The sequence below is a fragment of the Mycobacterium sp. BMJ-28 genome (assembly GCF_054404835.1).
Map to the genome: position 1 here is coordinate 6,020,905 of NZ_CM136783.1, position 23,466 is coordinate 6,044,370.

The 23,466-nt window shown below is 68.3% G+C and carries 22 protein-coding genes; 14 read left to right on the top strand and 8 right to left on the bottom strand.

All coding sequences use genetic code 11. The annotated features are described in order from the left end of the window. Positions 1-9: 9 nt before the first annotated feature. A complete protein-coding gene (locus ACXPWS_RS29770; RefSeq protein WP_458710093.1) occupies positions 10-1,203 on the bottom strand; it encodes an acyltransferase family protein in 1,194 nt (397 codons plus the stop codon). Between the two features lie 91 nt (positions 1,204-1,294). Here ACXPWS_RS29770 and ACXPWS_RS29775 point away from each other — a divergent pair, with 91 nt between their 5' ends. The 3 genes from ACXPWS_RS29775 to ACXPWS_RS29785 all read left to right on the top strand — a co-directional run bounded on the left by ACXPWS_RS29775 (position 1,295) and on the right by ACXPWS_RS29785 (position 4,566). After that, positions 1,295-2,506 (top strand): DUF3068 domain-containing protein, encoded by a 1,212-nt coding sequence (locus ACXPWS_RS29775; protein WP_458710094.1) that lies wholly within the window; start codon positions 1,295-1,297, stop codon positions 2,504-2,506. A gap of 14 nt (positions 2,507-2,520) precedes the next feature. Then, positions 2,521-4,146, top strand: a complete 1,626-nt coding sequence (locus ACXPWS_RS29780) for a hypothetical protein (RefSeq protein ID WP_458710095.1) — start codon at positions 2,521-2,523, stop codon at positions 4,144-4,146. Between the two features lie 126 nt (positions 4,147-4,272). Continuing rightward, positions 4,273-4,566, top strand: a complete 294-nt coding sequence (locus tag ACXPWS_RS29785) for a hypothetical protein (protein ID WP_458710096.1) — start codon at positions 4,273-4,275, stop codon at positions 4,564-4,566. 3 nt (positions 4,567-4,569) lie between these two features. Here ACXPWS_RS29785 and ACXPWS_RS29790 read toward each other — a convergent pair whose 3' ends face one another. Then, on the bottom strand, positions 4,570-5,724 hold the full coding sequence (locus tag ACXPWS_RS29790; RefSeq protein WP_458713745.1) for a glycosyltransferase family 4 protein: 1,155 nt from the start codon (positions 5,722-5,724) through the stop codon (positions 4,570-4,572). A 54-nt stretch (positions 5,725-5,778) separates the two neighbouring features. Here ACXPWS_RS29790 and ACXPWS_RS29795 point away from each other — a divergent pair, with 54 nt between their 5' ends. After that, entirely contained in the window at positions 5,779-6,546 is a 768-nt protein-coding gene (locus ACXPWS_RS29795; protein ID WP_458710097.1) for a class I SAM-dependent methyltransferase, read from the top strand. Between the two features lie 55 nt (positions 6,547-6,601). Beyond that, positions 6,602-8,080, top strand: a complete 1,479-nt coding sequence (locus ACXPWS_RS29800) for an aldehyde dehydrogenase (protein WP_458710098.1) — start codon at positions 6,602-6,604, stop codon at positions 8,078-8,080. A gap of 86 nt (positions 8,081-8,166) precedes the next feature. Here ACXPWS_RS29800 and ACXPWS_RS29805 read toward each other — a convergent pair whose 3' ends face one another. After that, positions 8,167-8,814 carry a TetR/AcrR family transcriptional regulator gene (locus ACXPWS_RS29805; RefSeq protein ID WP_458710099.1) on the bottom strand — a complete coding sequence of 216 codons (648 nt, stop codon included), beginning with the start codon at positions 8,812-8,814 and terminating at the stop codon, positions 8,167-8,169. A gap of 107 nt (positions 8,815-8,921) precedes the next feature. Here ACXPWS_RS29805 and ACXPWS_RS29810 point away from each other — a divergent pair, with 107 nt between their 5' ends. After that, positions 8,922-9,638 (top strand): hypothetical protein, encoded by a 717-nt coding sequence (locus tag ACXPWS_RS29810; RefSeq protein WP_458710100.1) that lies wholly within the window; start codon positions 8,922-8,924, stop codon positions 9,636-9,638. Positions 9,639-9,647: 9 nt separating this feature from the next. On the opposite strand, the gene ACXPWS_RS29815 is transcribed toward ACXPWS_RS29810, so the two are convergent. Together ACXPWS_RS29815 and ACXPWS_RS29820 are read right to left on the bottom strand one after the other, a co-directional pair. Next, the gene (locus tag ACXPWS_RS29815) at positions 9,648-10,187 is read right to left on the bottom strand and encodes a hypothetical protein (protein WP_458710101.1); all 540 of its coding nucleotides are present in this window, start codon (positions 10,185-10,187) and stop codon (positions 9,648-9,650) included. Positions 10,188-10,483: 296 nt separating this feature from the next. Beyond that, on the bottom strand, positions 10,484-12,316 hold the full coding sequence (locus ACXPWS_RS29820; RefSeq protein ID WP_458710102.1) for an acyl-CoA dehydrogenase: 1,833 nt from the start codon (positions 12,314-12,316) through the stop codon (positions 10,484-10,486). Between the two features lie 422 nt (positions 12,317-12,738). Between ACXPWS_RS29820 and ACXPWS_RS29825 the strand changes: the two genes are divergently transcribed. Then, positions 12,739-13,308, top strand: a complete 570-nt coding sequence (locus tag ACXPWS_RS29825; protein WP_458713746.1) for a TetR/AcrR family transcriptional regulator — start codon at positions 12,739-12,741, stop codon at positions 13,306-13,308. Here the strand turns inward: ACXPWS_RS29825 and ACXPWS_RS29830 are convergent. Next, positions 13,305-13,832 carry a dihydrofolate reductase family protein gene (locus ACXPWS_RS29830; RefSeq protein WP_458710103.1) on the bottom strand — a complete coding sequence of 176 codons (528 nt, stop codon included), beginning with the start codon at positions 13,830-13,832 and terminating at the stop codon, positions 13,305-13,307. The two genes, ACXPWS_RS29825 and ACXPWS_RS29830, sit on opposite strands and share 4 nt — an antisense overlap. Position 13,833: 1 nt before the next feature. After that, entirely contained in the window at positions 13,834-14,736 is a 903-nt protein-coding gene (locus ACXPWS_RS29835; RefSeq protein ID WP_458710104.1) for a helix-turn-helix domain-containing protein, read from the bottom strand. Between the two features lie 79 nt (positions 14,737-14,815). On the opposite strand from ACXPWS_RS29835, the gene ACXPWS_RS29840 reads away from it, so the two are divergent. After that, positions 14,816-15,958, top strand: a complete 1,143-nt coding sequence (locus ACXPWS_RS29840; RefSeq protein ID WP_458710105.1) for an acyl-CoA dehydrogenase family protein — start codon at positions 14,816-14,818, stop codon at positions 15,956-15,958. Positions 15,959-15,989: 31 nt separating this feature from the next. After that, on the top strand, positions 15,990-16,982 hold the full coding sequence (locus tag ACXPWS_RS29845; protein ID WP_458710106.1) for an acyl-CoA dehydrogenase family protein: 993 nt from the start codon (positions 15,990-15,992) through the stop codon (positions 16,980-16,982). Here ACXPWS_RS29845 and ACXPWS_RS29850 read toward each other — a convergent pair. Then, the gene (locus ACXPWS_RS29850; RefSeq protein WP_458710107.1) at positions 16,960-17,781 is read right to left on the bottom strand and encodes an arylamine N-acetyltransferase family protein; all 822 of its coding nucleotides are present in this window, start codon (positions 17,779-17,781) and stop codon (positions 16,960-16,962) included. The two genes, ACXPWS_RS29845 and ACXPWS_RS29850, sit on opposite strands and share 23 nt — an antisense overlap. A 123-nt stretch (positions 17,782-17,904) precedes the next feature. On the opposite strand from ACXPWS_RS29850, the gene ACXPWS_RS29855 reads away from it, so the two are divergent. From ACXPWS_RS29855 to ACXPWS_RS29875, 5 genes are all read left to right on the top strand, one after another. Then, a complete protein-coding gene (locus tag ACXPWS_RS29855) occupies positions 17,905-18,714 on the top strand; it encodes a 1-acyl-sn-glycerol-3-phosphate acyltransferase (RefSeq protein WP_458710108.1) in 810 nt (269 codons plus the stop codon). An 80-nt stretch (positions 18,715-18,794) separates the two neighbouring features. Continuing rightward, positions 18,795-20,357, top strand: a complete 1,563-nt coding sequence (fadD12, locus tag ACXPWS_RS29860) for an acyl-CoA ligase FadD12 (RefSeq protein WP_458713747.1) — start codon at positions 18,795-18,797, stop codon at positions 20,355-20,357. A 7-nt stretch (positions 20,358-20,364) separates the two neighbouring features. Beyond that, positions 20,365-21,546, top strand: coding sequence for an alpha/beta hydrolase (locus ACXPWS_RS29865; RefSeq protein WP_458713748.1), 1,182 nt, complete (start codon positions 20,365-20,367; stop codon positions 21,544-21,546). Positions 21,547-21,605: 59 nt separating this feature from the next. Then, complete coding sequence (locus ACXPWS_RS29870) at positions 21,606-22,244, top strand: GntR family transcriptional regulator (RefSeq protein WP_458710109.1); 639 nt, start codon at positions 21,606-21,608, stop codon at positions 22,242-22,244. Further along, positions 22,241-23,464, top strand: a complete 1,224-nt coding sequence (locus tag ACXPWS_RS29875; RefSeq protein WP_458710110.1) for an MFS transporter — start codon at positions 22,241-22,243, stop codon at positions 23,462-23,464. Before ACXPWS_RS29870 ends, ACXPWS_RS29875 begins: the two co-directional genes overlap by 4 nt. The last annotated feature ends 2 nt before the right edge of the window (positions 23,465-23,466 follow it).

Sequence of the window (23,466 nt, forward strand, 5' to 3'; positions counted from 1 at the left end):
CGGCGGGCGTTATCGCGCTATCGCGGGCTCGGTGGCGTCGGTGACCGAGCTGTCCAGCGGAGGGGGCTGTGCCACACCCCGTCGCTCCGCCTGCCGGTACTCCCACCGGCGCAGGGCGTTGCGGCACGGCGACTCGACCAGCGCGTAGCTGACCGCCGCGATCGCGAACCCGAACACCAGCGTCAACACCAGCACCGCAGGCATGTGCCCGTCGAACGGGAACTGCCCGATGATCGGGAAGACCATGGCCAGCGCCGCCAGGTGCCAGATGAACAGGCCGTAGGACCACCGGCCCAGCGTCACCATCGGCCGGCTGCCTAGCAGCCGGTGCGGCGTGTCGGGGCGGTCCAGCACCAGCGGCGCCACCAGCGCCCCGGCCACCACCGCGCCCATCGTCACCTTGACCACGAACTGGCCAACGGTGCCCGGCGTCAGACCCTCGGGCCCGGCCAGCGGTGACGCCGCCACCACGAAAGCCGCCGCCGCCAGCGCGGCCATCAGCAGGCGATTGCGGGCCAATCGGTGCGCGACACCGACGGGTCCGACGGTCAGTTCGGCCAGCACCATGCCCGCGGCGAACCAGGAGAAGAAGGCCGGCGGCCAGTTCAGCGGGTTGACCCCGGCCGGTGGATACAGCGGCAGCAGTCCCCAGCACAGGCTGGCCAGCGCGACCGCCACGATCGCCGGTATCCGGGCCCGCACCGGCAGCCGGCGGGCCAGCAACGCCAGCAGCGGCAGCGCCAGGTAGAAACTGACCTCCACCGACAGGCTCCACATCTGGGTCAGCCCGGCGGTCAGGGTCAGCGGCACGTAGATCTGGGTGAGCGTCAGGTTCGCCAGCCACACCGTGAAATTGGCCTCGGCGTCGGGCAGCAGGCTGAGCACCACGACGACGGCCACCAGATAGCCGGGCATGATGCGCACCAACCGGGACCGCAGGTAGTGCCCGGTGGGCGGGCGTCGACGCAGGCCGCGCGCCGCGGCGGCGTGACCGCGCCACAGCAGGAACCCCGACAGCGCGAAGAACACCGCCACCGCGAGGTCGAACCGGCCCAGCAGGCGCCCGCCCATGCCGCCGGTGTGCCCGGTCTGGAAGGCGACATGGGTGATGACCACCCCGATGGCCGCGCAGGCCCGCATTCCCTCGACGGCGGGCAGGAAGCTTCGTGTCCCCCCGGTCGTGGGGGTCGGCGGTGCCGTCATGCGAACCAGTGTGCCGGGAGCTATCGACTTGTCATAAACACCGGCCTTACCGTGTGCTGTTAGGGTCAGGCTCGACCGAAGGGAGCACGGGTTGAACCGCGCAGTGGCCCTGCGAATTGCAGCGTGCGGACTGATGGGGCTCGGTGCTGCCCTGCTCATCGCCGCGCTGCTGCTGTCCACGTACACCAAGGGCAAGATCGCCAAGATCCCGCTGGATCTTGAAGCCGACCTGATCAGCGAAGGCACCGGGACCTCATTGGATCCTGCCTCGCTGTCCCAGCCGGAACATTTCGTCGTCAACAAGAACGTTCCGGTGGCGCTGCAACAGCAGCTCAGCGTCGAGGCTCCGGCCAACGCCGACGTCGTCACCCTGCAGGCCGGCACCTCGCTGCGCCGCACGGACAAGCAACAGGACAACGGGTTGCTGCTGGCCATGGTGGACACCGTGACGCTGAACCGGACCACCGCGGAGGCGGTGTCCAGTGACACCAACCCCGGCGGTGCCGTGCAGAAGCCGCGCACCATCGACGAGGACAATCCGCCGACGAACATCGCGTTGCCGCACGAGGGCCTGGCCTACCGGTTCCCGTTCGACACCGAGAAGAAGACCTACCCGTTCTTCGACCCGATCGCGCAGAAGGCCTTCGACGCCAACTACGACGGCGAAGAGGACGTCAACGGGCTGACCACCTTCCGGTTCACGCAGAACGTCGGCTACGACGCGGACGGCAAGCTGGCCGAGCCGGTCAAGTACGCATCGCTGTACGACAACGACATCGACAGCACGGTGACCGCCCGCGCCGCACAGTGGGGCGTGGAGGCCCCGGATCCGTACGACCCGATCACCATGACCCGCTATTACGCCGCACAGCGGACGTTCTGGGTGGACCCGGTGAGCGGCACGATCGTCAAGGCCAAGCAGCACGGCTACCACTACTACGCACGCGACGCCCTCAAACCCGAGGTCACGTTCGCCGACTTCACGGTCACCTCGACCGATGAGACCGTCGAGTCGCAGGTATCCGCCGCGCGCGACGAGGCCGATAATTTGGCGCTGTGGAGCCGGATCCTGCCGATCACGTTCGCCGGGCTGGGCCTGGTGATGCTGGTGGGCGGCGTGCTGCTGGGCTCCTTCGGGCTGCGCGCCGAGTCGGCCTTGATCGACCCGGGACTGGACGGATCAGATCGCGGGTTCTTCAGTCGTCGTGACGACGAGTCCGGTCCGATGCCGGCCGCCGAGGCGCAGACCGAGAAGATACCCACCCGGCGCCCGACGGACCTGCCGCCGGACCGACAGGCCTGACCACCCGGCGCTGGATGGCGCCGGCGTACGCGCTGGCGTTGTCCCTGGTGGTCGCCGGCCCGCTGCTGGGGCCCGGTTATCTGCTGCTGCGCGACGCGGTGTCCACGCCGCGGTCCTATCTGTCCGATGCCGCCCTCGGCTTGTCCGAGGCCGCACCACGGGCGCTTCCGCAGGACTTCTTCATTGCCGTGACCTCGACCGTGATCGACGGCGGCGTACTGGTCAAGGTGCTGCTGGTGGCCGGGCTGTGGCTGGCCGGCTGGGGCGCCGCGCGACTGGTGGCCGCGGTGCTGCCGGACGCGGGGTGGGCCGGCCAGGGTGTGGCGGTGACGCTGGCGATCTGGAACCCCTATGTGGCCGAACGGTTGTTGCAGGGCCACTGGAGTCTGCTGGTCGGCTACGGCTGCCTGCCCTGGGTGGCGGCGGCGATGTGGCGGCTCGGGGCGAACGAAGCGACGGGAGAGAAACCGGGCTGGCCGGCGGCGGTGTTCTGGATCGCGCTGGCGGGGCTGACCCCGACCGGACTGATGCTGGCCGCCATCGTGGCACTGGTGTGCGCGCGCAGCCGGCGTGCCGTCGGGGTGACGCTGGTCGCGTCGGCCGGTACCGCGCTGCCCTGGCTGACGGCGTCGGTGGTGGCGGGTTCGTTGTCCGGGGTGGCAAGTACCGGGGTGCAGGCCTTCGCCGCCCGTGCCGAACCCGGCCTCGGCACGCTCGGCAGCCTGGCCGGCATGGCCGGAATCTGGAACGGGCAGGCGGTACCCGGTTCGCGGACAACGCTTTTCGCGGTGGTGGCGACGACCGTCCTACTGGCGGTGGTGGCCGCCGGTCTGCCTGCGGTGCTGCGGGTGCGCCCGGCCCGGCCGCTGCTGGTGCTGGCCGTCGTCGCGGTGGTGCTGCCCGCATTGCTCGCTACGGGACCGGGTTTGGCGCTGCTGGAGTCGGTGGTGCGCACGGTGCCCGGTCTCGGCGTGCTGCGCGACGGGCAGAAGTGGGTGGCGCTGGCGCTGCCCGGCTACGTGCTGGCCGCCGCGGGGGTGGCGCGGTACGGCCGCGCGGTGGCCGTCGTGTGCGGGACCGCGCTGATCGCGGTGTTGCCCGACTTGGCGTGGGGTGTGGGCGGGCAACTGCACGCCGTGCGCTATCCGCCGGGATGGACGGCCGTGGCCTCGATGATCAACGCCGATCCCCGGCCCGTCGCTGTGCTGCCCGCCGACAGCATGCGGCAATTCGGCTGGGCCGGCCCGGCACCGGTGCTGGACCCGTTGCCACGCTGGGTGTCCGCCGACGTGTTGTCCAGCGGTGACCTGATGATCGGCGGGAAGACGGTGTCCGGGGAGGGCAGCCGCGGCCGCGAGGTGACGGCGCTGCTGCTCGACGGCGCCTCCCTGGATCGACTGGCCGATGCCGGCGTGGGTTGGGTGGTCACCGAAACAGGTTCTGCTGTAATGGATTTGCCGGTGGCGTACCGGGACCGCGATCTCACGCTGTACCGGGTGGGCGGCTACACACCTGCGGCGTCCGGGCGCGCTCTGCTGATCGCCGCCCATCTGGTGTGGCTGGGAACGCTGATCGTCGCCGGGCTACTGGCGCTACGACCGCGTCGGCAGCCGGATCCGTCTGGCGTTTCCAGAAAGTGATATCGCCGGCGATATCACTTTCGGCGGGCCATCCTCAGCCGACATACAGCCGGGAATCAGGTTAGGGTTCCTGCGCGATATACCGGATGACGGTCCGCCTATCAGATCCCACCACAGGAGCTTGAAATGAACGCCACCACGTCCCCCTGGCTGCGCCGCACCGCAGGCCTTGTCATCCTGGCCTCGCTGGCGGCAGGCTCGGTGGCGTGCTCGAACGGCGAGAAGGACGCGCCGAGCACCACCACCACCACCACCACCACCACGACGACGACCGCTCCTCCGACGACGAGCACCGCGCCGGTGGGGCCCACCGAGAAGAGCATCAGCCCGACCGGCGGCAACCTGTTCACCCCGACGGTGAAGGCGCCCGGCCCGCAGACCGCCGCCCCCGGTAACCTGCCCGGCAACTCGCCGAAGTAAGGGCTACACCACGCCGCTGATGTACCGGCCGGCGTGCACCGACTCGAGCACCGCACGCATCGCGTCCGCGCTCTGCGCCCAGGAGAATTCGGTGCTGCGCACCTGCGCCTTGGCGCCCAACTCGATCCGCAGCACGGGATCGGTGAGCAACCGGGCCAGGGCGTCGGTGAGCTCATCGGGACCGTCGACCAGCAGGCCGGTGACACCGTCGACGATCGAGTCGGTCAGCCCACCGGAGGACCGGTAGCCGACGGTCGGGACGCCGTGCTGAGCCGCCTCGACGACGGCCAGCCCCCAGCCCTCTTTGCGGGACGGCATCAGGTGTACCCAACACTGTTGGACGACTTGGTGTTTGATGTCGTCGCCGACGTGACCGTGAAAGGTGACCGCGTCGGCGATGCCGAGTCGGGCGGCGTGCGCGACGAGACGGTCCTGCCACCAACCGCCGCCGACGATGTCGAGGTGCAGGTCCGGAATGCGGGTCCGCAACGCGGCGACGGCATCGAGGGCGTCCTCGATCTGCTTGTGCGGCACCAGCCGTGACAGCACCGCCACCCGCGGCGTCACCGATCGCGGTTGCTCGAGGGTGCACTCCGGCGCGGCGTCGAGCCCGTTGCGCACCACCGCGATCCGCTCCTTGCCCACACCGAGTTCGACGAGCTCGCGGGCCGAGGGCAGTGACACCGTGACGTACTGATTGCGCCGGTGCAGCCGCGGTGAGAGCCGGGACTCGACGAACCAGCCGAATCTGCCGGTGCGGCGCCCGGCCACCGGCCATTGCTCACGGTGGCAGTGGTGCACCAGCACGGTGGACCGCCGGCCGTAGGCCAGCCGTGCCAGAAACGGGATGCCGTTCTGAGTGTCGATGACGACGTCGGGCCGGGACCCGCGCAGCGGACCGAGGCCCACGCGCGCCAACACCATCGCCAGTCCGGCCCAGATGTACACCGAGTACGGGCCACCGGCGCGGCTGACAGTCACGCCGTCGAGCGTCTCGCGGCGCGGGGCGCCCGGATAGCGCGCGGTGCGCAGGGTGACGTCGATCCCGCCGGCCGCCAACTGGGCGCCGATGCGCTGCAGGTAGGCCTCACTGCCGCCGCCCTGGGGATGCCCGGTGTCGCGCCAGCACAGCAGCAGCACGCTGCGCACGCGAGACACTGGATCAGGACCGACGGACATCGTGTCGAGAGTACCGGTGAGTAGTTTGAGCGGGTGCAGACTGCTGCGACCCGGTTCGCAAGGCGGGCGACGCTAGGACGGTCGGTGCGGCTGTTGGGTGCGTTCCGATACGAACAGAGCGACCCGGCCCGGTTCTACGGCGCGTTGGCCGCCGACACCGCGACCATGGTGGCCGACCTGTGGACCGCCACGACCGATAGGCCGACGGCGGACCGGACGGTGCTCGACGTCGGCGGCGGGCCCGGGTACTTCTCAGCGGCGTTCGACGACGCCGGAATGACCTATATCGGAGTGGAACCAGACCCGGCAGAGATGCACGCCGGGCCGGCAGCCGAACCGGGCGCGGGCATGTTCGTGCGCGCCTCCGGGATGGCCCTGCCCTTCGCCGATGACAGCGTCGATGTCTGCCTGTCGTCCAATGTGGCCGAACACGTTGCCCACCCGTGGCGGCTGGGCAACGAGATGTTGCGGGTGACCCGGCCTGGGGGGCTGGTGGTGCTGTCCTACACGGTGTGGCTGGGCCCGTTCGGTGGGCATGAGATGGGCCTGACGCACTACCTGGGCGGGGCCCGGGCGGCGCGTCGCTACACCCGCAAGCACGGGCACCGGCCGAAGAACGACTACGGATCGTCGTTGTTCGCGGTATCGGCGGCCGACGGGCTGAGGTGGGCGCGGTCGACCGGGGCGCTGGTCGCCGCATTTCCCCGCTACCACCCGAGATGGGCATGGTGGATGACCTCGACGCCGGTCCTGCGGGAATTCACGGTGAGCAATCTGGTGCTGGTGTTGCGACCGTCCTGAGAAGGTCAACTGCAACGTGTTCTCGTTTCGCCGAGAACTGGGTAATGTGACGGCCATGACACAGAGCACTTCCACCGCGGCCCGCACCGACTGGGACAAGCTGTTCATCGGCGGCCAGTGGGTCGAACCGTCGACCTCGGAGATCATCGAGGTTTTCTCCCCCGCCACCGGACAGAAGGTCGGTCAAGTTCCGCTGGCCGCCGAGGCCGACGTGAACGCCGCCGTCGCGGCCGCCCGCAAGGCTTTCGACGAGGGCCCGTGGCCGCGGCTGGCGCCCGAGGAGCGCCAGGCGGTGCTCGCCAGGGCGGTGGAACTGGTCAACGAGCGGGCCGACGAGTTCAAGGAGCTGCTCAAGCTGGAAACCGGTCAACCGCCGACCATCATCGACATGATGCAGTTCGGTGCGGGCGTGTCCGGGCTGCAGTACTACGCCGGTGCCGCCGACAAGTTCGCGTGGAAGGACATCCGCGACGGCATCTACGGCCAGACCCTGGTGGTCAAGGAGCCGATCGGGGTGGTCGGCGCGGTGATCGCCTGGAATGTCCCGTTCTTTCTGGCCTGTAACAAGCTGGGGCCGGCCCTACTGGCGGGCTGCGCCGTGGTGCTCAAGCCGGCCGCCGAGACTCCGCTGACCACCAACCTGTTCGCCGAGGTGTTCGCCGAGGCCGGCCTGCCCGAGGGCGTGCTGTCGGTGGTGCCCGGCGGCCCCGAGACCGGGCGCGCGCTGACCAACAGCAACGATCTGGACAAGTTCACCTTCACCGGGTCCAGCGCCGTGGGCAAGGAGATCGGCAAGATCGCCGCCGAGAAGCTGAAGCCGTGCACGCTGGAGCTCGGCGGCAAGTCCGCGGCGATCATCCTGGAAGACGCCGACCTGGACTCCACCCTGCCGATGCTGGTGTTCTCCGGCCTGATGAACTGCGGGCAGGCCTGCGTGGGCCAGACCCGCATCTTGGCGCCGCGGTCACGCTACGACGAGGTCGTCGAAAAACTCGCCGCCGCCGTCGGTGCCATGCAGGTCGGTCTGCCCGATGATCCGGCCGCCATGATCGGGCCGCTGATCAGTGAGAAGCAGCGCGAGCGGGTCGAGGGCTACATCAAGAAGGGTGTCGAGGAGGGCGCGCGGATCGTCGCGGGGGGCGGGCGCCCCGAGGGCCTGGATTCGGGCTGGTTCGTACAGCCGACGGTATTCGCCGACGTGGACAACTCGATGACCATCGCTCAGGAGGAGATCTTCGGGCCGGTGCTCGCGGTCATCGCCTACGACACCGAGGAGGACGCGGTCCGGATCGCCAACGACTCGCCCTACGGGCTGGCCGGCAGCGTGTACACCACCGACTTCGCCAAGGCCATCGAGATCGCGTCGCAGATCCGCACCGGTACCTACGCGGTGAACATGTACGCCTTCGACCCGGGCGCACCGTTCGGCGGATACAAGAACTCGGGTATCGGCCGGGAGAACGGCCCGGAGGGCATCGAGGCCTACACCCAGGCCAAGAGCGTGCTGCTGCCGTTCGGCTACACCCCGGAGTAAAACTCGGCGAACAGCGGAAAGGCCTGCGTCCGAAGTGGTTTCGGACGCAGGCCTTTTCGTATACCGGCGAATCCGCTCAACCGCAGCTAGCCGTCACCGGAAGTCGGCCGAGGCCGGGAAATCGCACGCTGCGCCAGCTCCCCCATGGTGATCATGCCGTGAAGTATTTGTGCGGCAAGGGTTTCGGTATCGGTATCGAGATGTTCGGAGAGGTTCGCGGTCAACGCGAGGGTGGCAAATCCGTGCGAGGCGGACCACCCTGCCAACACCAGACCGCGCACCTCCTCGTCGGTGACGGTTTTCGGATTGCCTGCCTGCAGGCTGGCCCGGGCGGTGCCGTAGAGCACCCCGAAGGCCGCGGCCTTCGCTTCGACCAGCTCGGCGTCGTCCCCGCGATAGAGGTTGGGGCGGAACATCACCTCGAAGTAGCCCCGGTGGCTCAACGCGAACTCGATATAGCTCTGGCCCCCGCGCACGAATCCATCGGGACCGTCCGCGGCGGAACCGATCATCTGGGCCGCGAGCCGGAATCCCTCGCCGGCCACCGCGGTGAAGATGCCTGCCTTGTCACCGAACGTGTAGGCCAGCGCGGCGTGTGACACCCCGGCACGGCGTGCGATGCGACGCATGCTCACCGCGGCGACTCCGACGGTCTCCACTTCTTGCACTGCTCCATCGATGCCGGCCCGCACCAGCTGGCCGTGGTGGTAACGCTTCGCCGGGTCGGTAGCCATGGGAGCGCAGCCTACTGGCCCATCTGACCATTGATAAGTTCGGCCGCATGCTGCAGTCTTACCAATGGTAAGTATCTGTCCGATGGAACGAGTGCGAGGGGACGGCGATGGATGTCGATCGCAGGACGGCTACCGAACAAAATCGCGGGGCGGCACGCGCGGCACGGTGGGCCGGCACACTGGGCGTCCTCGTCCCGGCGGCCGCCATCCCCGTCTATCCCATCTGGGCCATGCCGCAGACCGGCACCGCCGGTGCCGACATCGCACTCTGGGCCGGCGCCCACCACGATCGGCTGGTGGCCACCCAGGTGCTCTATACGATCGGCGTCGGACTCTGGCTCATCTTCGGTGCCGCGGTCTGGACCCATCTGCGCCAGCGACTGCCCACGGCATCCACGTTGCCCACGGGCTTCGGCCTCGGCCTCGTCGGCCTGGTGACCCTGATCCTCAGCGGATTCACCGCGTTCAACCTGATGTTGTACCGGCCGCACAGCGCCGAGGTGACCGCCCTTCTCTACGACGCTACGATGGGGCTGCTCGCGATGTCAGGTGTGCCGACCGCAGTGGCGTTGGGCTGCTTCGCAATTGCGGTTTATCGTTATCGGGTGCTGCGCCGTTCGACGGCACACCTCGCGGCCATCGCCGCCGCCGCGCACGTTGCCTTACTCGCCGCGGTCATCGCACCGACCGGCCCCGTCTCACTACAGGGCTTCCTGACCGTCTGGGGTATCCCGCTGCTGCTCTTCCTCTGGATCGGCCATACCGCACAGGCCATTGCCGCACATCCGTCCCGAACAACACGCACGGCGTCGTCGCAGCCATGACAGCGCTGGTTAGCGCGGCGGTTCGGTCAGTCTGGGCAGCGGAATGCCCGGCGCCGGAGTCCCGGTGAACAGCTTTGCGGTGGCCCGCACCGGGCCCACCACGTAGGAGCGCACGACCGGTTGGTGCGCATCGCCGGTCCAGCAGTCGGCCATGATCCGGTTGGCGGCGGTCGAGCCCGCCGAGAACGTCAGGTCGACGTCCACGGTGACGTGGTCGGTGTCGGTGCCCGTGACGCGGGGCGCGATATCGCAGGGCGGGCTGGTCATTCCGGGCGGAATCTGCGCAGTGACCGCCGGTGCGTGGAAGTACACCGTGGCGACGGTCGTGCCGTCGGGCCCCGGGGCGGTCAGGTAACCGATGAGATCAAGCTGCCCTCGAGTGGCCGGGGGCTGCGGCAGGAACGCGGGCACACCGGGGAGCACGGGCGAGGGTGACGTCGCGACGGTCGTGGCGCTGGGTGATGTTGCGGCACCATTGTTCTCGTTCGCACACGCCGCCAGCAGGACTGCCGTCGCCAGCGTCCCAACCATGACCTTGGAGATCACCATGGGTGAACTGTAATCGGCCCAGGCCGCATGAATTCGTTGTGCATACGCCGGCGGATGGATGACCAACTCAGTACAGTCCGAGCACCGGGACGCCCCACCACACCGGCAGCCTTGTCGTGCGCAGCCTCGTGATCAGCAATGACGGAACCAGCCTGTCCCTCCAGCTGCCCGGCGGCCACACCCAACTCGTCGGGATCCACCCGCAGCGGCTCAGACACGATCTCCACCCCCATCGCAATGTTGCCGTGCACCCAATAGTGGGTGGCACTGCGAGGCACTCCGGACGCCGGAAACTCTTAAAACGCCCCCTCGGGCAACTCCATCGGGCCCAGCTCCATCGTCTCGATGAGCGCCCGGTCCGAGGCCAGCCGCGGCAGCACGTGGCGGGCGAAGAAGTCCGCCGCGCCGATCTTGCCGAGATAGAAATCGTGATCACGATCGGCGGCGTCATCCACGGCGCCATAGGCGATCTCGGCGTGCTCCAGCAGCAACCACCCGATCACCAGGTCGCCGACGGCCAGCAGGAAAGGCACCGAGGACAGCCCCACCCGATAGAGCTCTTGCGAATTCTGTTGCGAGCCCATCAGATACCCGGTCATCGCGGTGACCATCGCCGTCACGTTCTCCAGCGCCGCGCGCAGCGCCGCGCGACCGGCGGCCAGTTCGGGGCGGGCGGTGTCCCGGTCCAGGAACGCCTGCATGCGACCGACCACATGGGATAGCGCTCCGCCCTGGTCACGGGCGATCTTGCGGAAGAAGAAGTCCTGCGCCTGGATGGCGGTGGTGCCTTCGTAGAGCGAGTCGATCTTGGCGTCGCGGATGTACTGCTCGATCGGGTAGTCCTGCAGGAAGCCGGACCCACCGAAGGTCTGCAGAGATTCGGTCAGACACTGGTAGGCCCGTTCGGAGCCGACGCCTTTGACGATCGGCAGCAACAGGTCGTTGACCCGTTCTGCCATCGCCTCGTCGGCACCCGAGACGATGGACGCCGCGGCCGGGTCCTGGTGCGCGGCGGTGAACAGGTACAGCGCCCGCAGCCCCTCGGCGTAGGACTTCTGCGTGAGCAACGCCCGGCGCACGTCGGGGTGATGGATGATGGTCACCCGCGGCGCGGTCTTGTTCGACATGTCGGTCATGTCGGCGCCCTGGATTCGGGTCTTGGCGTAGTCCAGCGCGTTCAGATATCCGGTGGACAACGTGGATATCGCTTTGGTGCCCACCATCATTCGGGCGTACTCGATGATCTTGAACATCTGCGCGATACCGCTGTGGGTGTCACCGACCAGCCAGCCGACCGCAGGCACCCCGTGCTGGCCGAACGTCAACTCACAGGTCGCGGACGCCTTCAGGCCCATCTTGTGCTCGAGGCCGGTCACGAACACGCCGTTGCGTTCCCCCGGCGCACCCGTCTGCGCATCGGGGAAGAACTTGGGCACGACGAACAACGACAAGCCTTTGGTGCCCGGCCCCGCGCCAACGGGGCGGGCCAGCACCATGTGCAGGATGTTCTCGAACATGTCATCGACGTCGCCGTTGGTGATGAACCGTTTGACCCCGTCCAGGTGCCAGGTGCCGTCGTCCTGCTGGACGGCCTTGGTCCGGCCGGCGCCCACGTCGGAGCCGGCGTCGGGCTCGGTGAGCACCATGGTGGCGCCCCAGCTCCGTTCGATCGCCTGCACAGCCCAGCCGCGCTGATGCTCATTGCCCAGCTTGTAGAGGATGTTCGCCAACACGGGCCCGGCGAGGTACATGAAGGCCGCAGGCTGGGCGCCCAGGGCGAACTCGCTGACCGCCCAGGACAGCATGGCCGGTCCGGGGATACCGCCGATGCCTTCTTCCATGCCGATCCGGAACCATTCGCCGGCATGCCACGCCCGCAAGGATTTCTTGAACGGTTCGGGAATGCTGACCACGTGCGTGTCCGGGTCGAAGGTCGGCGGGTGACGGTCGGTCTCGGCGAACGCCTCGGCCAGCGGACCTTCGGCCAGCCGGGCAGCCTCATCCAGCATCTGCCGGACCGACTCCCCATCCAGGTCGCCGAACTCACCAGTGGCCAAGACCTTTTCGAGCTCGTACACCTCGAAGAGGTTGAATTCGATATCCCGCACGTTGCTCCGATAGTGCCCCATATCGCGAGCCTAACGGCCTCAGCGGCTACCGCCCGTGAAATTGCGCGGGTCGGTGCTGGACGAAGAATTGTCGCCGCCCGGCGGCGTCCTAATTATGTAGCAAACCATAATTGCCTCCCCGCCTGAACGGTTCCCTCTTTCCGTCTAGACAGTATGTTCACCTGATATTCACACTCCACCAGGGATTTGATCGGACAAAGGACTCGATTTTGGAGCCGAGGTCGTTTTATGCTCATTGGCATAGATAGGAGGCATCCGATGTTGCTCATCGAGCTCAACGTCGCCGGCCACCGGTTCACGCACCGGGTGGGCGAGCCCCGCCGTACCTTCGATCGGGTTCGAGCACGCCTGGACCCGCGAAACGTGCAGTGGCGTCCGTCGCGGGCAGCCTGACCCGCAAGCGCGGGTCGACCCGGCGCGCAATGTTGGTCACCGCGGTCGACGTGCTGCGTGAGCGCGGAGCGGCCGGGGTGACCATCGACGAGGTGCTGGCGCGCAGTGGCGCACCGCGCGGTTCGGTGTACTACCACTTTCCGCAGGGCCGCAGCCAGCTGCTGACCGAGGCGCTCGATTATGCGGGCAACTCCATCGCCGAGGTCATCGATGCCGCATCCGACCGCGGCGGGATGGCCATGGTCCGGCAGTTCATCGCATTCTGGGAGCAGGTACTTTCCGGCAGCGCCTACACCGCGGGCTGTCCGGTGATGGCCGCGGCGATCAGCACCACCGAGGATGACTCCGCCTTGGCCGCGGCCGCCGGGGACATCTTCGCGCGCTGGCGAGCCTCCCTGACTCAGACCTTCCGCAAGGACGGGTTCGACGCCGCCGACGCCACCTCGCTGGCCGTGATGTGCATCGCCGCCTTGGAGGGGGCGGTGGTGCTGTGCCGGTCGGCCGGCAACGGCGAGCCACTGCACCAGGTAGGCCAACAGCTCGAATTCCTGATCAAGTCAAGGGAATTCGTGCGAGTTTACGGTGTGCCCGGCCGCTAGCTACGGCGATGAACCAAACGTGCACAGATGAACTCGCCGTTGACGGCGGATTCGGTCAGCTGCCATTCCGAACGCATCGGCAGCACCGGTGCGCCCGCCCCGAGGGTGCACGGGGCGTAGCTCACGACCATCTCGTCCACCAGCCCGGCCCGGACGAACTGGGCGGCCACCACCCCGCCACCGACCACCCAGACATCGCGGTCCCGGGCCGCCGCCACAAGTTGCGGGTGCAGCGCGCTGACATCGCCGTCGAACACCCGGACCGGATGCCCGTCGACCACGATGCCCGGCCGGCTGGTCAGCACCCAGGTCGGCTGCTCATACATCCAGTCGCCCGGCTGGTTACGCACGATCCACTGATAGGTCTGCGACCCCATCACCAGTGCTCCGACGGATTTGGCGAACGCCTGGTAACCGAACGGACCGTCGGCGTCATGGTCGCGGGTGATCAGCCAGTCCAGGCTGTCGTGTTCGTCGACGATGAACCCGTCCAGGCTGGACGCGGTGTAGTAAACGGTTTTCACCCTAATCTCTTCTCATCCAGTCCAACGGGTCACCGGTGCGTGCTTTCACCCCGAGCCGGGAGAGCATGGCACGCAACAGTTCTCGTCGGTGTGCCGCATAGGTCAGCACGTGCGCGATGATTCCGTACAGCTGGAAGGACTCGGGCGGATCACACAACGCGTCGATGACGGTGTCGCCAAGACTTCCGCGCACGGTGTGGTCACGCACCATCGCCGTCCAGCGCCGGGCGACATCTTCATGGTCGGCCGCGAGCACGTCGGCGGGACGCAGACCGGGGCGTTCAGGCAGGTCGGAACCCTCGATACTGGCCAGCCACACCTCTTTGCTCCACACCAGCGCGCCGAGCACCGCCCCCACGCTGTCCTCTTCGCCGTCCCACGGCAGGATCACCTGGCCCGGCGAAAGCGGTTGCGCCCATTGATCGTCGGTCAATCGAGCGGCTTGGGTGATCAGGTGGGCGGTATCGGCCACATCATGGGCGACCATCAACGCCGACACCGCGGGCGCCTCCGTACCGGCCGGGGCGTCCAGCCACAGCGAGGCGGGTGGGTGGAAGTGCATCCCGTTGGGGGCCGGCAACCGGAAGCCGACCTCGGCCGCCGCCGACGGTGGCACACCGAACGCGCGGCGGAACGCCCGGGAGAACACCTCGGGCGAGGACCAGCCCTCGTCCACCGCGACCGCGGCCACCCCCTGACCGCGCTGCAGCCGCCACGCCGCACGTTCCAGCATGATGCGCCGGCGCATGGACGCCGGTGGTTCCCCGGTCAGCCGGCTGACTTCCCGGGAGAAGTGGAATTCGGAGGCGAAGCTGGCCCGGGCCATGCCCGCCACGCCCGCATTGCCCTCGTCCACCACCGCGTCGAGCAGTTCACGAAGCCGGTCTCGTCCAGGTGCGGTCACGCTTTCTGAGTATGCTCACCGGTCCCGGCCGGCGACATGACATTTCCTGCGCACCCGGGTTGGCTACACTCCGTTGCCAGTGAGCGAATTCGATGCGCTGTGCGCCAACGACGGTGATCTGGCCGGGCTCCGGGCTGCGGTCCGGCAGTTCATCACCTCTGACCGGGCCACCCATGGCTGGCAACCCGAGATCGATTCCTGGCTGACCAGTTGGGACGCCGGCTTCAGTGCGCGACTGGCCGACGCCGGCTACGTGGGGCTGACGATTCCGGCCGAATACGGCGGACACGGACGTGGCTTCCTGCACCGCTACGTGGTGACCGAGGAACTGCTCGGTCAGGGAGCTCCGGTGGCCGCGCACTGGTTCGCCGACCGTCAGGTGGCACCGTCGCTGCTGTCCTACGGTTCGCAGGAGCAACGCCGCCGTCTGCTGCCGCAGATCGCGGCGGGCCGGTTGTATTCGGCGATCGGTATGAGTGAGCACGGTGCCGGATCGGATCTGGCGGCCACCGCGACCAAGGCCACCCGCACCGGCGATGGCTGGGTGCTCAACGGGACGAAGGTGTGGACCAGCGGCGGGCATCGCGCGCATTTCGCCATCGTGCTGGCCCGCACCAGCCCGCTGGACCCCGAACACCGGCATGCCGGATTCAGCCAGTTCATCGTGATGCTGGACGCGCCGGGCGTGAGCATCAGCCCGATCATCACGCTGGACGGACACCACCACTTCAATGAGGTCACGTTCGAGGATGTGGCACTCACCGACGGTGATGTGCTGGGCGAGGTGGGCGACGGCTGGCATCAGGTGACCGCCGAGCTCGGCTTCGAACGCAGTGGGCCCGAACGGATCCTGTCGACCGCGGTGTTGATCTTCGGGGTACTCCGGGCGCTGGGTCCCGATGTCGACGACCGCACCGCCGCCGCCGTCGGCGACCTGATGGGCCGGGCCATGTCGTTGCGCCAGCTGTCGGTGGCGGTGGCCCGCGACCTGGCCGCCGGACGCGACGCAGCCACCCGCGCCGCCCTGGTGAAGGACCTGGGCACCCGGTTCGAGCAGGAGTCGGTGGAACTGTGCGCCGACCTGCTGGAGTCGGTGGACGATCCCGGTGGGCTGCGGGCCGTGCTGGCCACCGCGCGGCTGCATTCGCCGATGTTCACCCTGCGCGGCGGGACGAATGAGGTGCTGCGCGGTGTGATCGCACGCGGCCTGGGGGTGCGGTGAAGAGCGCCTGCGCGAAGAACAGAGGACCGCGATGAGCGACGAACTGCGCCAGCTGGTGGACGACATCGGCCGCCGGTCCTACGACGAGAACTTCGGGAAGCGCAGACTCCCTGAGGTTTTCGATGCGGCACTGTGGCAACACCTGGACGAGACCGGCCTGAGCCGGCTGACCACCCAGCAGGATGCCGGCCCCGCCGAATCCGCCGTGGTGCTGGCCGGGCTGGCCCGCTACGCCGCGGCCGTTCCGATCGCCGAGACCGATCTGCTGGCCGGCTGGCTGGCCGGCCAAGCCGGGATCGACGTGCCCGACAGCGGACCGCTGACGGTGGCGATCGGCACCGGCGGGACCGCGACCGAGGTGCCGTGGGCCCGGGATGCGACCGTGCTGGTGGTCGACCGCGTCGCCGACGGAATCCTGGTGGGGCTGGTGAACGACCCGGACGTCACCGACGGGCACAACGTGGCGGGCGAACCGCGCGCCACCATCCGTTACGACAGCACCGGCCTGCGGCGACTGGACGGCTCCGTCGGTGATGAGCTGATCCGGCGCGGCGCGTGGGCGCGCTGCGTCCAGATCGTCGGCGCGTTCGACGCAGCCCTGGAACTCACCGTCGCGCACACCTGCCAACGCGTGCAGTTCGGCCGTCCGCTCAGCAAGTTCCAGGCCGTCCAGCATTCCCTTGCCGCGATGGCCGGTGAGATCGAACGAGCCAGGGCCGCAACGGATCTTGCGGTGGTCGCGGTGACCGATTACGGCTTCGGGTCACCACCGGCCGACTATGCGGTGACGCTGGCCAAGGTGGCCGTCGGGCGGGCGGTCACGCCGGTGACCACCATCGCCCACCAATTACACGGCGCCATCGGTGTCACCATCGAACACCAATTGTGGTCGGCCACCATGCGTGCCCGAAGCTGGAGCGACGAGTTCGGTAGCACCGCGTCCTACGCGCGACGCCTGGGCCGGTCGGTCCTGTCGGCCGGCGATCCGTGGGATGTGCTGATCAGCTGTCCAACACCTGGCTGACCCGGGCCTCCACATCACCCAGGCCGGACAGGTCGATCCCGAACCTGCCGGTGAGCTGATCGAGCACCTCGGCGGCGGACTGCAGCCGGATCTTCTCGGTGCCGCCGTTGGCGTGGATGGCCAGATTTCGTCCCCGCAGATTCCACCGCGCATCGTCGGTGACCAGCGCGACGGACAGCCCGACGACGAACACCGCCTCCGGAAAGGTCGAGGAGTACCAGCTGCCGATGCTCAGATCGATCAGCGGCTGCGGGCGCAGGCTGAACTGGTAAAGCGGCAGCCACTCGCCGCCGATCTGGGTCTGCAGCTGTAACCCTTCGGGGTGGTCCACCAGCCGATAGGGCTCATGGCGGGTCTGCTGCGGCGGGCCTGCCGCCAGCCGGATCGGTGAGGACAGCGTCTGCCCGCCGAACCCCACGTCGACCAGGAATCGGCCGTCCTCCCCGGGCACGGTCACGGCCAGCACATTGTGGGTGACCCCGGTCTGCGGCGCGTCCGGCGGGCGCATCCACACCACTCGCCCCGCCAACCGGTCCACGCCATAACCCAGGTCCTCCAGGACGTAGCCCAGCAGGCCGTTGTTCTCGTAGCAGTAGCCGCCACGGCGGCGCCCGACCAGCTTGGCGGTCAGCGCCTCGGCGCTCAGGTCATGGACCGGGATGCCCATCAGCGGGTCGAGGTTTTCGAACGGGATGGACCGATTGTGCGCGGCCACGATCTCGCGCAGGGTGTCCAGTGTCGGAACGGGTGAACTTTCGAAGCCGATTCGTGCCAAGTACCCGGCAGGGTGCACTGTCATTTCTCTATCGTGAAGCATGGACGACCACGGGTGATCTGCGCCGCAAGTCTTTGACCCTTGGATGACGTCCGTGCAAAACTAGAACACGTTCTAATTTTCTATCGGCTGCAGCGGAGGATCCTGATGAGCTCGACGGATATCGAACCCACGGAGATCACCAAGTTCGACCCCGGCCTCACCGAGAAGGTGATGGGTTGGCTGCGGCCGTTCCTGAAGACCTACCACCGGTCGGAGGTCCGCGGGCTGGAGAACTTCCCGGCCGGTGGCGCGCTGGTGGTGTGCAACCACTCCGGCGGGATGTTTCCCATGGATGTGCCCATTTTTGCCGCGGACTTCTACGAGAGATTCGGCTACGGCCGGCCGGTGTACACCCTCAGCCATGCCATGTTGATGATCGGTCCCACCGGTGACTTCTTCAAGAAGACGGGCTTCATCCTCGCCAGCCATGAGAACGCCGATGAGGCGCTGCGCTCCGGCGGGGTGGTCGTGGTGTTCCCCGGCGGCGACTACGACGTCTACCGTCCGAGCAGCGAGGCAAACAAGATCGACTTCGACGGTAGGCAGGGCTACGTGCGCGCGGCGATCAACGCCGGCGTGCCGATCGTCCCGATGGTCGGGATCGGCGGGCAGGAGACCCAGCTGTACCTGTCCCGCGGCACCTGGCTGGCCAAGCGGCTCGGCCCGATCGCCCGGTTGGCCCGCACCAAGATCGTGCCGCTGTCCTTCGGCTTCCCGTTCGGGTTGTCGGCGGTGGTGCCGATGAATGTGCCACTGCCGTCCAAGATCGTCATGGAAGTGCTGCCGCCGGTGCGCATCGACAAGGAGTTCGGCGAGCACCCGGATATCGACGAGGTGGACGCACACGTCCGGCACGTCATGCAGCGGGCGTTGGATTCCCTGGCCGCCGAACGACGCTTCCCGGTCATCGGCTGACCGTGCAGATTCCCCGTCGCTTCGCTCGCCCGGTGGCACTCCTGGATCCGGTCACCAGCACCGTCGGCCTGCTCGGCACGATGGCCCGCGCCGGCGTGATCGCCCCGCTACGGCCGGACAAGTACCTGCGCATCGCCGCGGCGATGGCCCGGGAGAATATGAGCATCACCTCGGGGTTCGCCGGCGCCGCGCAACGCTGCCCGGACCGGGTGGGCCTGATCGATGAGCTCGGCGCGCTCACCTGGCGTGAAATCGACCAGCGCGCAGACGCTTTGGCGGCCGGCCTGCAGGCCATCGGATCTGCCGGGGTGATCGGCATCATGGCCCGCAATCACCGCGGGTTCGTCGAGTCCCTGATCGCCGCCAACCGGATCGGCGCCGATGTGCTGCTGCTGAACACCTCGTTCGCCGGTCCGGCGATGGCCGAGGTCGTCACGCGCGAAAAGGTCGATGCCGTCATCTACGACGAGGAGTTCACCCCGACCGTGGACCGGGCCCTGGCGGACGCACCGGAAGTCACCCGCGTCGTCGCGTGGACCGACAGCGCGGCCGCCGACCTCACCGTGGAGAAGTTGACCCGCGACCATGTCGGCAAGACGCCTGCGCGCGCCAAGCAGAAGAGCAAGGTCATCCTGCTGACCTCCGGGACCACCGGAAGTCCCAAGGGCGCCAAGCATTCCGGTGGTGGCCCCGAAGTTCTCAAGGCGATCCTGGACCGCACCCCGTGGCGCACCGAGGAAACCGTCGTGGTGGTCGCGCCGATGTTCCACGCCTGGGGTTTCTCCCAGCTGGCATTCGCGGCGTCGATGGCCTGCACCATCGTCACCCGGCGCAAGTTCGACCCGGAGGCCACCCTGGCGCTGATCGACACCCACCGGGCCACCGGGTTGTGCGTGGTGCCGGTGATGTTCGACCGCATCGTCGAACTGCCCGACGAGATCCGCAACCGCTACAGCGCACGGACCCTGCGGTTCGCCGCCGCATCGGGCTCCCGGATGCGCCCCGACGTCGTCACCAAGTTCATGGATCAGTTCGGCGATGTCATCTACAACAACTACAACGCCACCGAGGCCGGCATGATCGCCACCGCCACCCCGGCCGACCTGCGGGCCGCCCCGGACACCGCGGGAAAACCGGCCGAGGGCACCGACATTCGCATTCTGGATCCCGAGCTGCGCCCGCTTCCCGCCGGTGAGGTCGGCACCATCTACGTGCGCAATTCCACCCAGTTCGACGGCTACACCTCCGGTGTGACCAAGGACTTCCACGACGGCTACATGAATTCCGGCGACATCGGGTATCTGGACCGGGCGGGCCGGCTGTTCGTGGTCGGCCGCGACGACGAGATGATCGTGTCCGGTGGGGAGAACGTGTATCCGATCGAGGTGGAGAAGACCCTGGTGGCCCATCCCGAGGTGGCCGAAGCGGCGGTGATCGGGGTGGACGACGAGCAATACGGGCAGCGACTGGCCGCCTTTGTGGTGCCGTCCGGGCCCATCACCGTCGATGAGCTCAAGCAGTACGTGCGCGAAAACCTGGCCAACTACAAGGTGCCGCGGCAGATCACGCTGCTCGACGAACTGCCACGCAACAACACCGGCAAGATCGCGCGTCGTGAACTCCAGGAGCGGGTCGTTGGGTAAACGTTCGATGCTGCTCGGCGCCGCCGCCGAAACGCTCAATGCCACCAATGCCTACAAGCCCCTGACCCGCCGCGGATTCCCGGCCATCGTGGTGTTCGCGTTCGGCTGGCCCACCGAGGAGAACGCTCCCCTGGTGCTGGCCGGTTCTGCGCTGGGCGCGCTGTGGCATGCGGTGCGCGGCGACTATCGGTCGGCCGGCGGGCGGATCTCGTTGCTGCTCAAGGTGATCTCGTGGGTGATGCTGACGGTGGTGCACCGCCGCGGGGCGGCGTCGCGGCCGTACTTCGAGGATCCGCTGAACGAGGTGCTCGGCCCCGAGTTCCCGCCGGTGCCGCCCCGGCCGGGAGGCGTGTTCGCCACCGGCCAGACGCGGCGCCGCTTCGTCGAGAAGACGGTGAGCTACGGGCCATACAGGTCCAACGTCGCCGATATCTGGGTGCGGCCGGATCTGCCCCGGGACGCGAAAGCCCCGGTGCTGCTGCAGGTTCCCGGTGGCGCGTGGATGATCGGGATGAACCGCCCGCAGGCGTATCCGCTGATGTCGCAACTGGCCGACCACGGCTGGATCTGCGTGTCCATCGGTTACCGGATCAGCCCGAAGCATGCCTGGCCGGCGCACATCGTGGACGTGAAGCGGGCGCTGGCGTGGGTGAAGGCCAATATCGCCGACTACGGCGGCGACCCGGAATCCGTCTACATCACCGGCGGTTCGGCCGGCGGACACCTGTGCTCACTGGCCGCGCTGACGCCCAACTTCCCGGCGTATCAGCCGGGCTTCGAGGACGCCGACACGTCGGTCGCCGGAGCGGTGCCGATCTACGGGCGCTACGACTGGGTCACCGAGGGATTCCCGGACCGCCGGGAGTTCGGCTCGGTACTGGAGCGGATGATCGTCAAGCTGCCGTTCACCGACAATCGGCAGCTGTACCTGGACGCCTCGCCGATCGCCCATGTCGGTCCCGACGCGCCGCCGTTCTTCGTCCTGCACGGCACGCACGACACGTTGATCCCCGTCGAAGAGGCACGCGAGTTCGTCGAGAAGCTGCGCGCGGTGTCGAAGGCGCCGGTGATCTATTCGGAGATCCCGTACGCCCAGCATGCCTTCGACATCTTCGGATCGGCACGCGGGCACTACACCGCGTCGGCGGTGGAGCGATTCCTGGATTGGGCCCGGGCCACCCGGGCGTGATTTCGCTGTGACCAATCTTGCATGCAACCTTGCATGCAAGGCGGGTAGCGTGGTTCTCCATGAGCGACGGAGACTCCAGCGGGCAGCGTGCCTACCAGGCCACCAAGGACCAGATCCTGTCCGGCGCGGTACGCGGTGGGCAGCTGCTCAGCGAGGTCGAGGTCGCCGCGGCCCTCGGAGTGAGCCGCACTCCGGTGCACGAGGCATTTCTGCGGCTGGCCGCCGAGGACCTGCTGGAACTGCTGCCCCGTCGCGGCGCGGTGGTGGTTCCGGTGCCGCCCCGGGAGGCCATCGACCTACTGGAGATGCGACTGGCGCTGGAATCTGCCGCGGTGCGCAGGCTGTGCCGGACCTCGACCGCCGTCGATTCGTTGTTCGGCGAGCTGACGGACCTGATCGCGCTGCAGCGCCGGGAAGCCGCGGCGGGTGACGAGCATCGGTTCGCCGTCGCCGACGATGCCTTCCACCGCCGCATCGTGGAGGCGGCCGGCAACGCCATCGGCGAGCGGTTCTACTGTTCACTGGGCGACCGCCAGCGCCGGATGATGGCCGACGCCGTCCGCGCCGACGCCGCGCGCACGGACCGGATGATCGCCGAGCACGGCCGGCTAGCCGAGGCCATCAGCCGGCGCGACCTGCCCGCCTTCGAGGCGCTGCTGCAGGACCATCTGCAGGCCACGTACGGAGTTGTGCTGTGAGGCGCCGCGACCTGAAACCGTGGGCGGCTGTCGCGCTGGCGGTCTTCTGCATCGGGTGGGGCGGCAACCAGTTCACTCCGCTGCTGATCGCCTACGCCCAGCACGCCGGTTACACCCGGGTGGACGTCGACATCCTGCTCGGCGCGTACGTGCTGGGCCTGGTGCCCGGACTGCTGGTGGCTTCGGCTTTGTCCGACCGACACGGGCGCAGGCCGGTGATGGCCGCCGGACTGGTGAGTTCGGCGCTGGGCAGCATCATCCTGGCCGTCGGTGACCACGCCGGGTTCGCGGCCCTGTTCGGCGGACGGCTACTCAGCGGCCTGGCGGTCGGTATCGCGATGGCGGTCGGGTCCGCGTGGATCGCCGAATTATCAAGGCCACCATATGATTCCGTTGCGGCGGGCACCGGTGCACGGCGGGCCTCCATCTGGCTGTCGCTCGGGCTCGGGGTCGGGCCGATGTTCGCCGGGGTGTTGACGGCCTTCGCCCCGCTCCCGCTGGTGCTGACCTACATCGTGCATGCCCTGCTGTGCGTGCCAGCGCTGTGGGCGGTGGCCCGCCGGACGGTGGAGACCAGGGACGAGCGCCACGACAGCGGAGCGTCGCTGCTGCGACGACTGCGGGTGCCCGCCGCGGGGCATCGCAGATTCCTGCACGTCGTTGCGCCGATGGCGCCGTGGATCTTCGGGTCCGCGGCCATCGCCTACGCGATCGTGCCGGCTTTGGTGGTCGACCGGCTCGGATCGTGGGCACTGCTGTACACCTCGGGCCTGACCGCGCTCACCCTGGCTTGCGGCGTGGCGGTGCAGCCGATCGCACGCCGGCTCGACGACCATTCCAGCGCCCGCGCGGTCGTGGTGTCCATGGTGCTGATGGCCGCGGGGGTCTTCGCGGCCGTGGCCACCGCGGTCACCCGATCCCCGATCATCGCGCTGTTCGTCGCGATGCTCCTGGGCAGTGCCTATGGAATCGCCATCGTCTCAGGGCTTTTGGAGATCCAGCGGATCGCCGAGCCCGACGAGCTGGCCGGCATCTCCGGGGTGTACTACTCGCTGGCCTACGTCGGGTTCCTGCTGCCCGCGGTGCTGGCGGTGCTGGCCCACTATTTCAGTTACCCGGCCATGCTGACGGTGGTCGGGGTGCTGGCAGCGGTGTGCGCGGCGCGATGCGCTTCGGGCTGGTCCAAACACCTGGACCACCCGGTCACCGCGACGGCGTGACC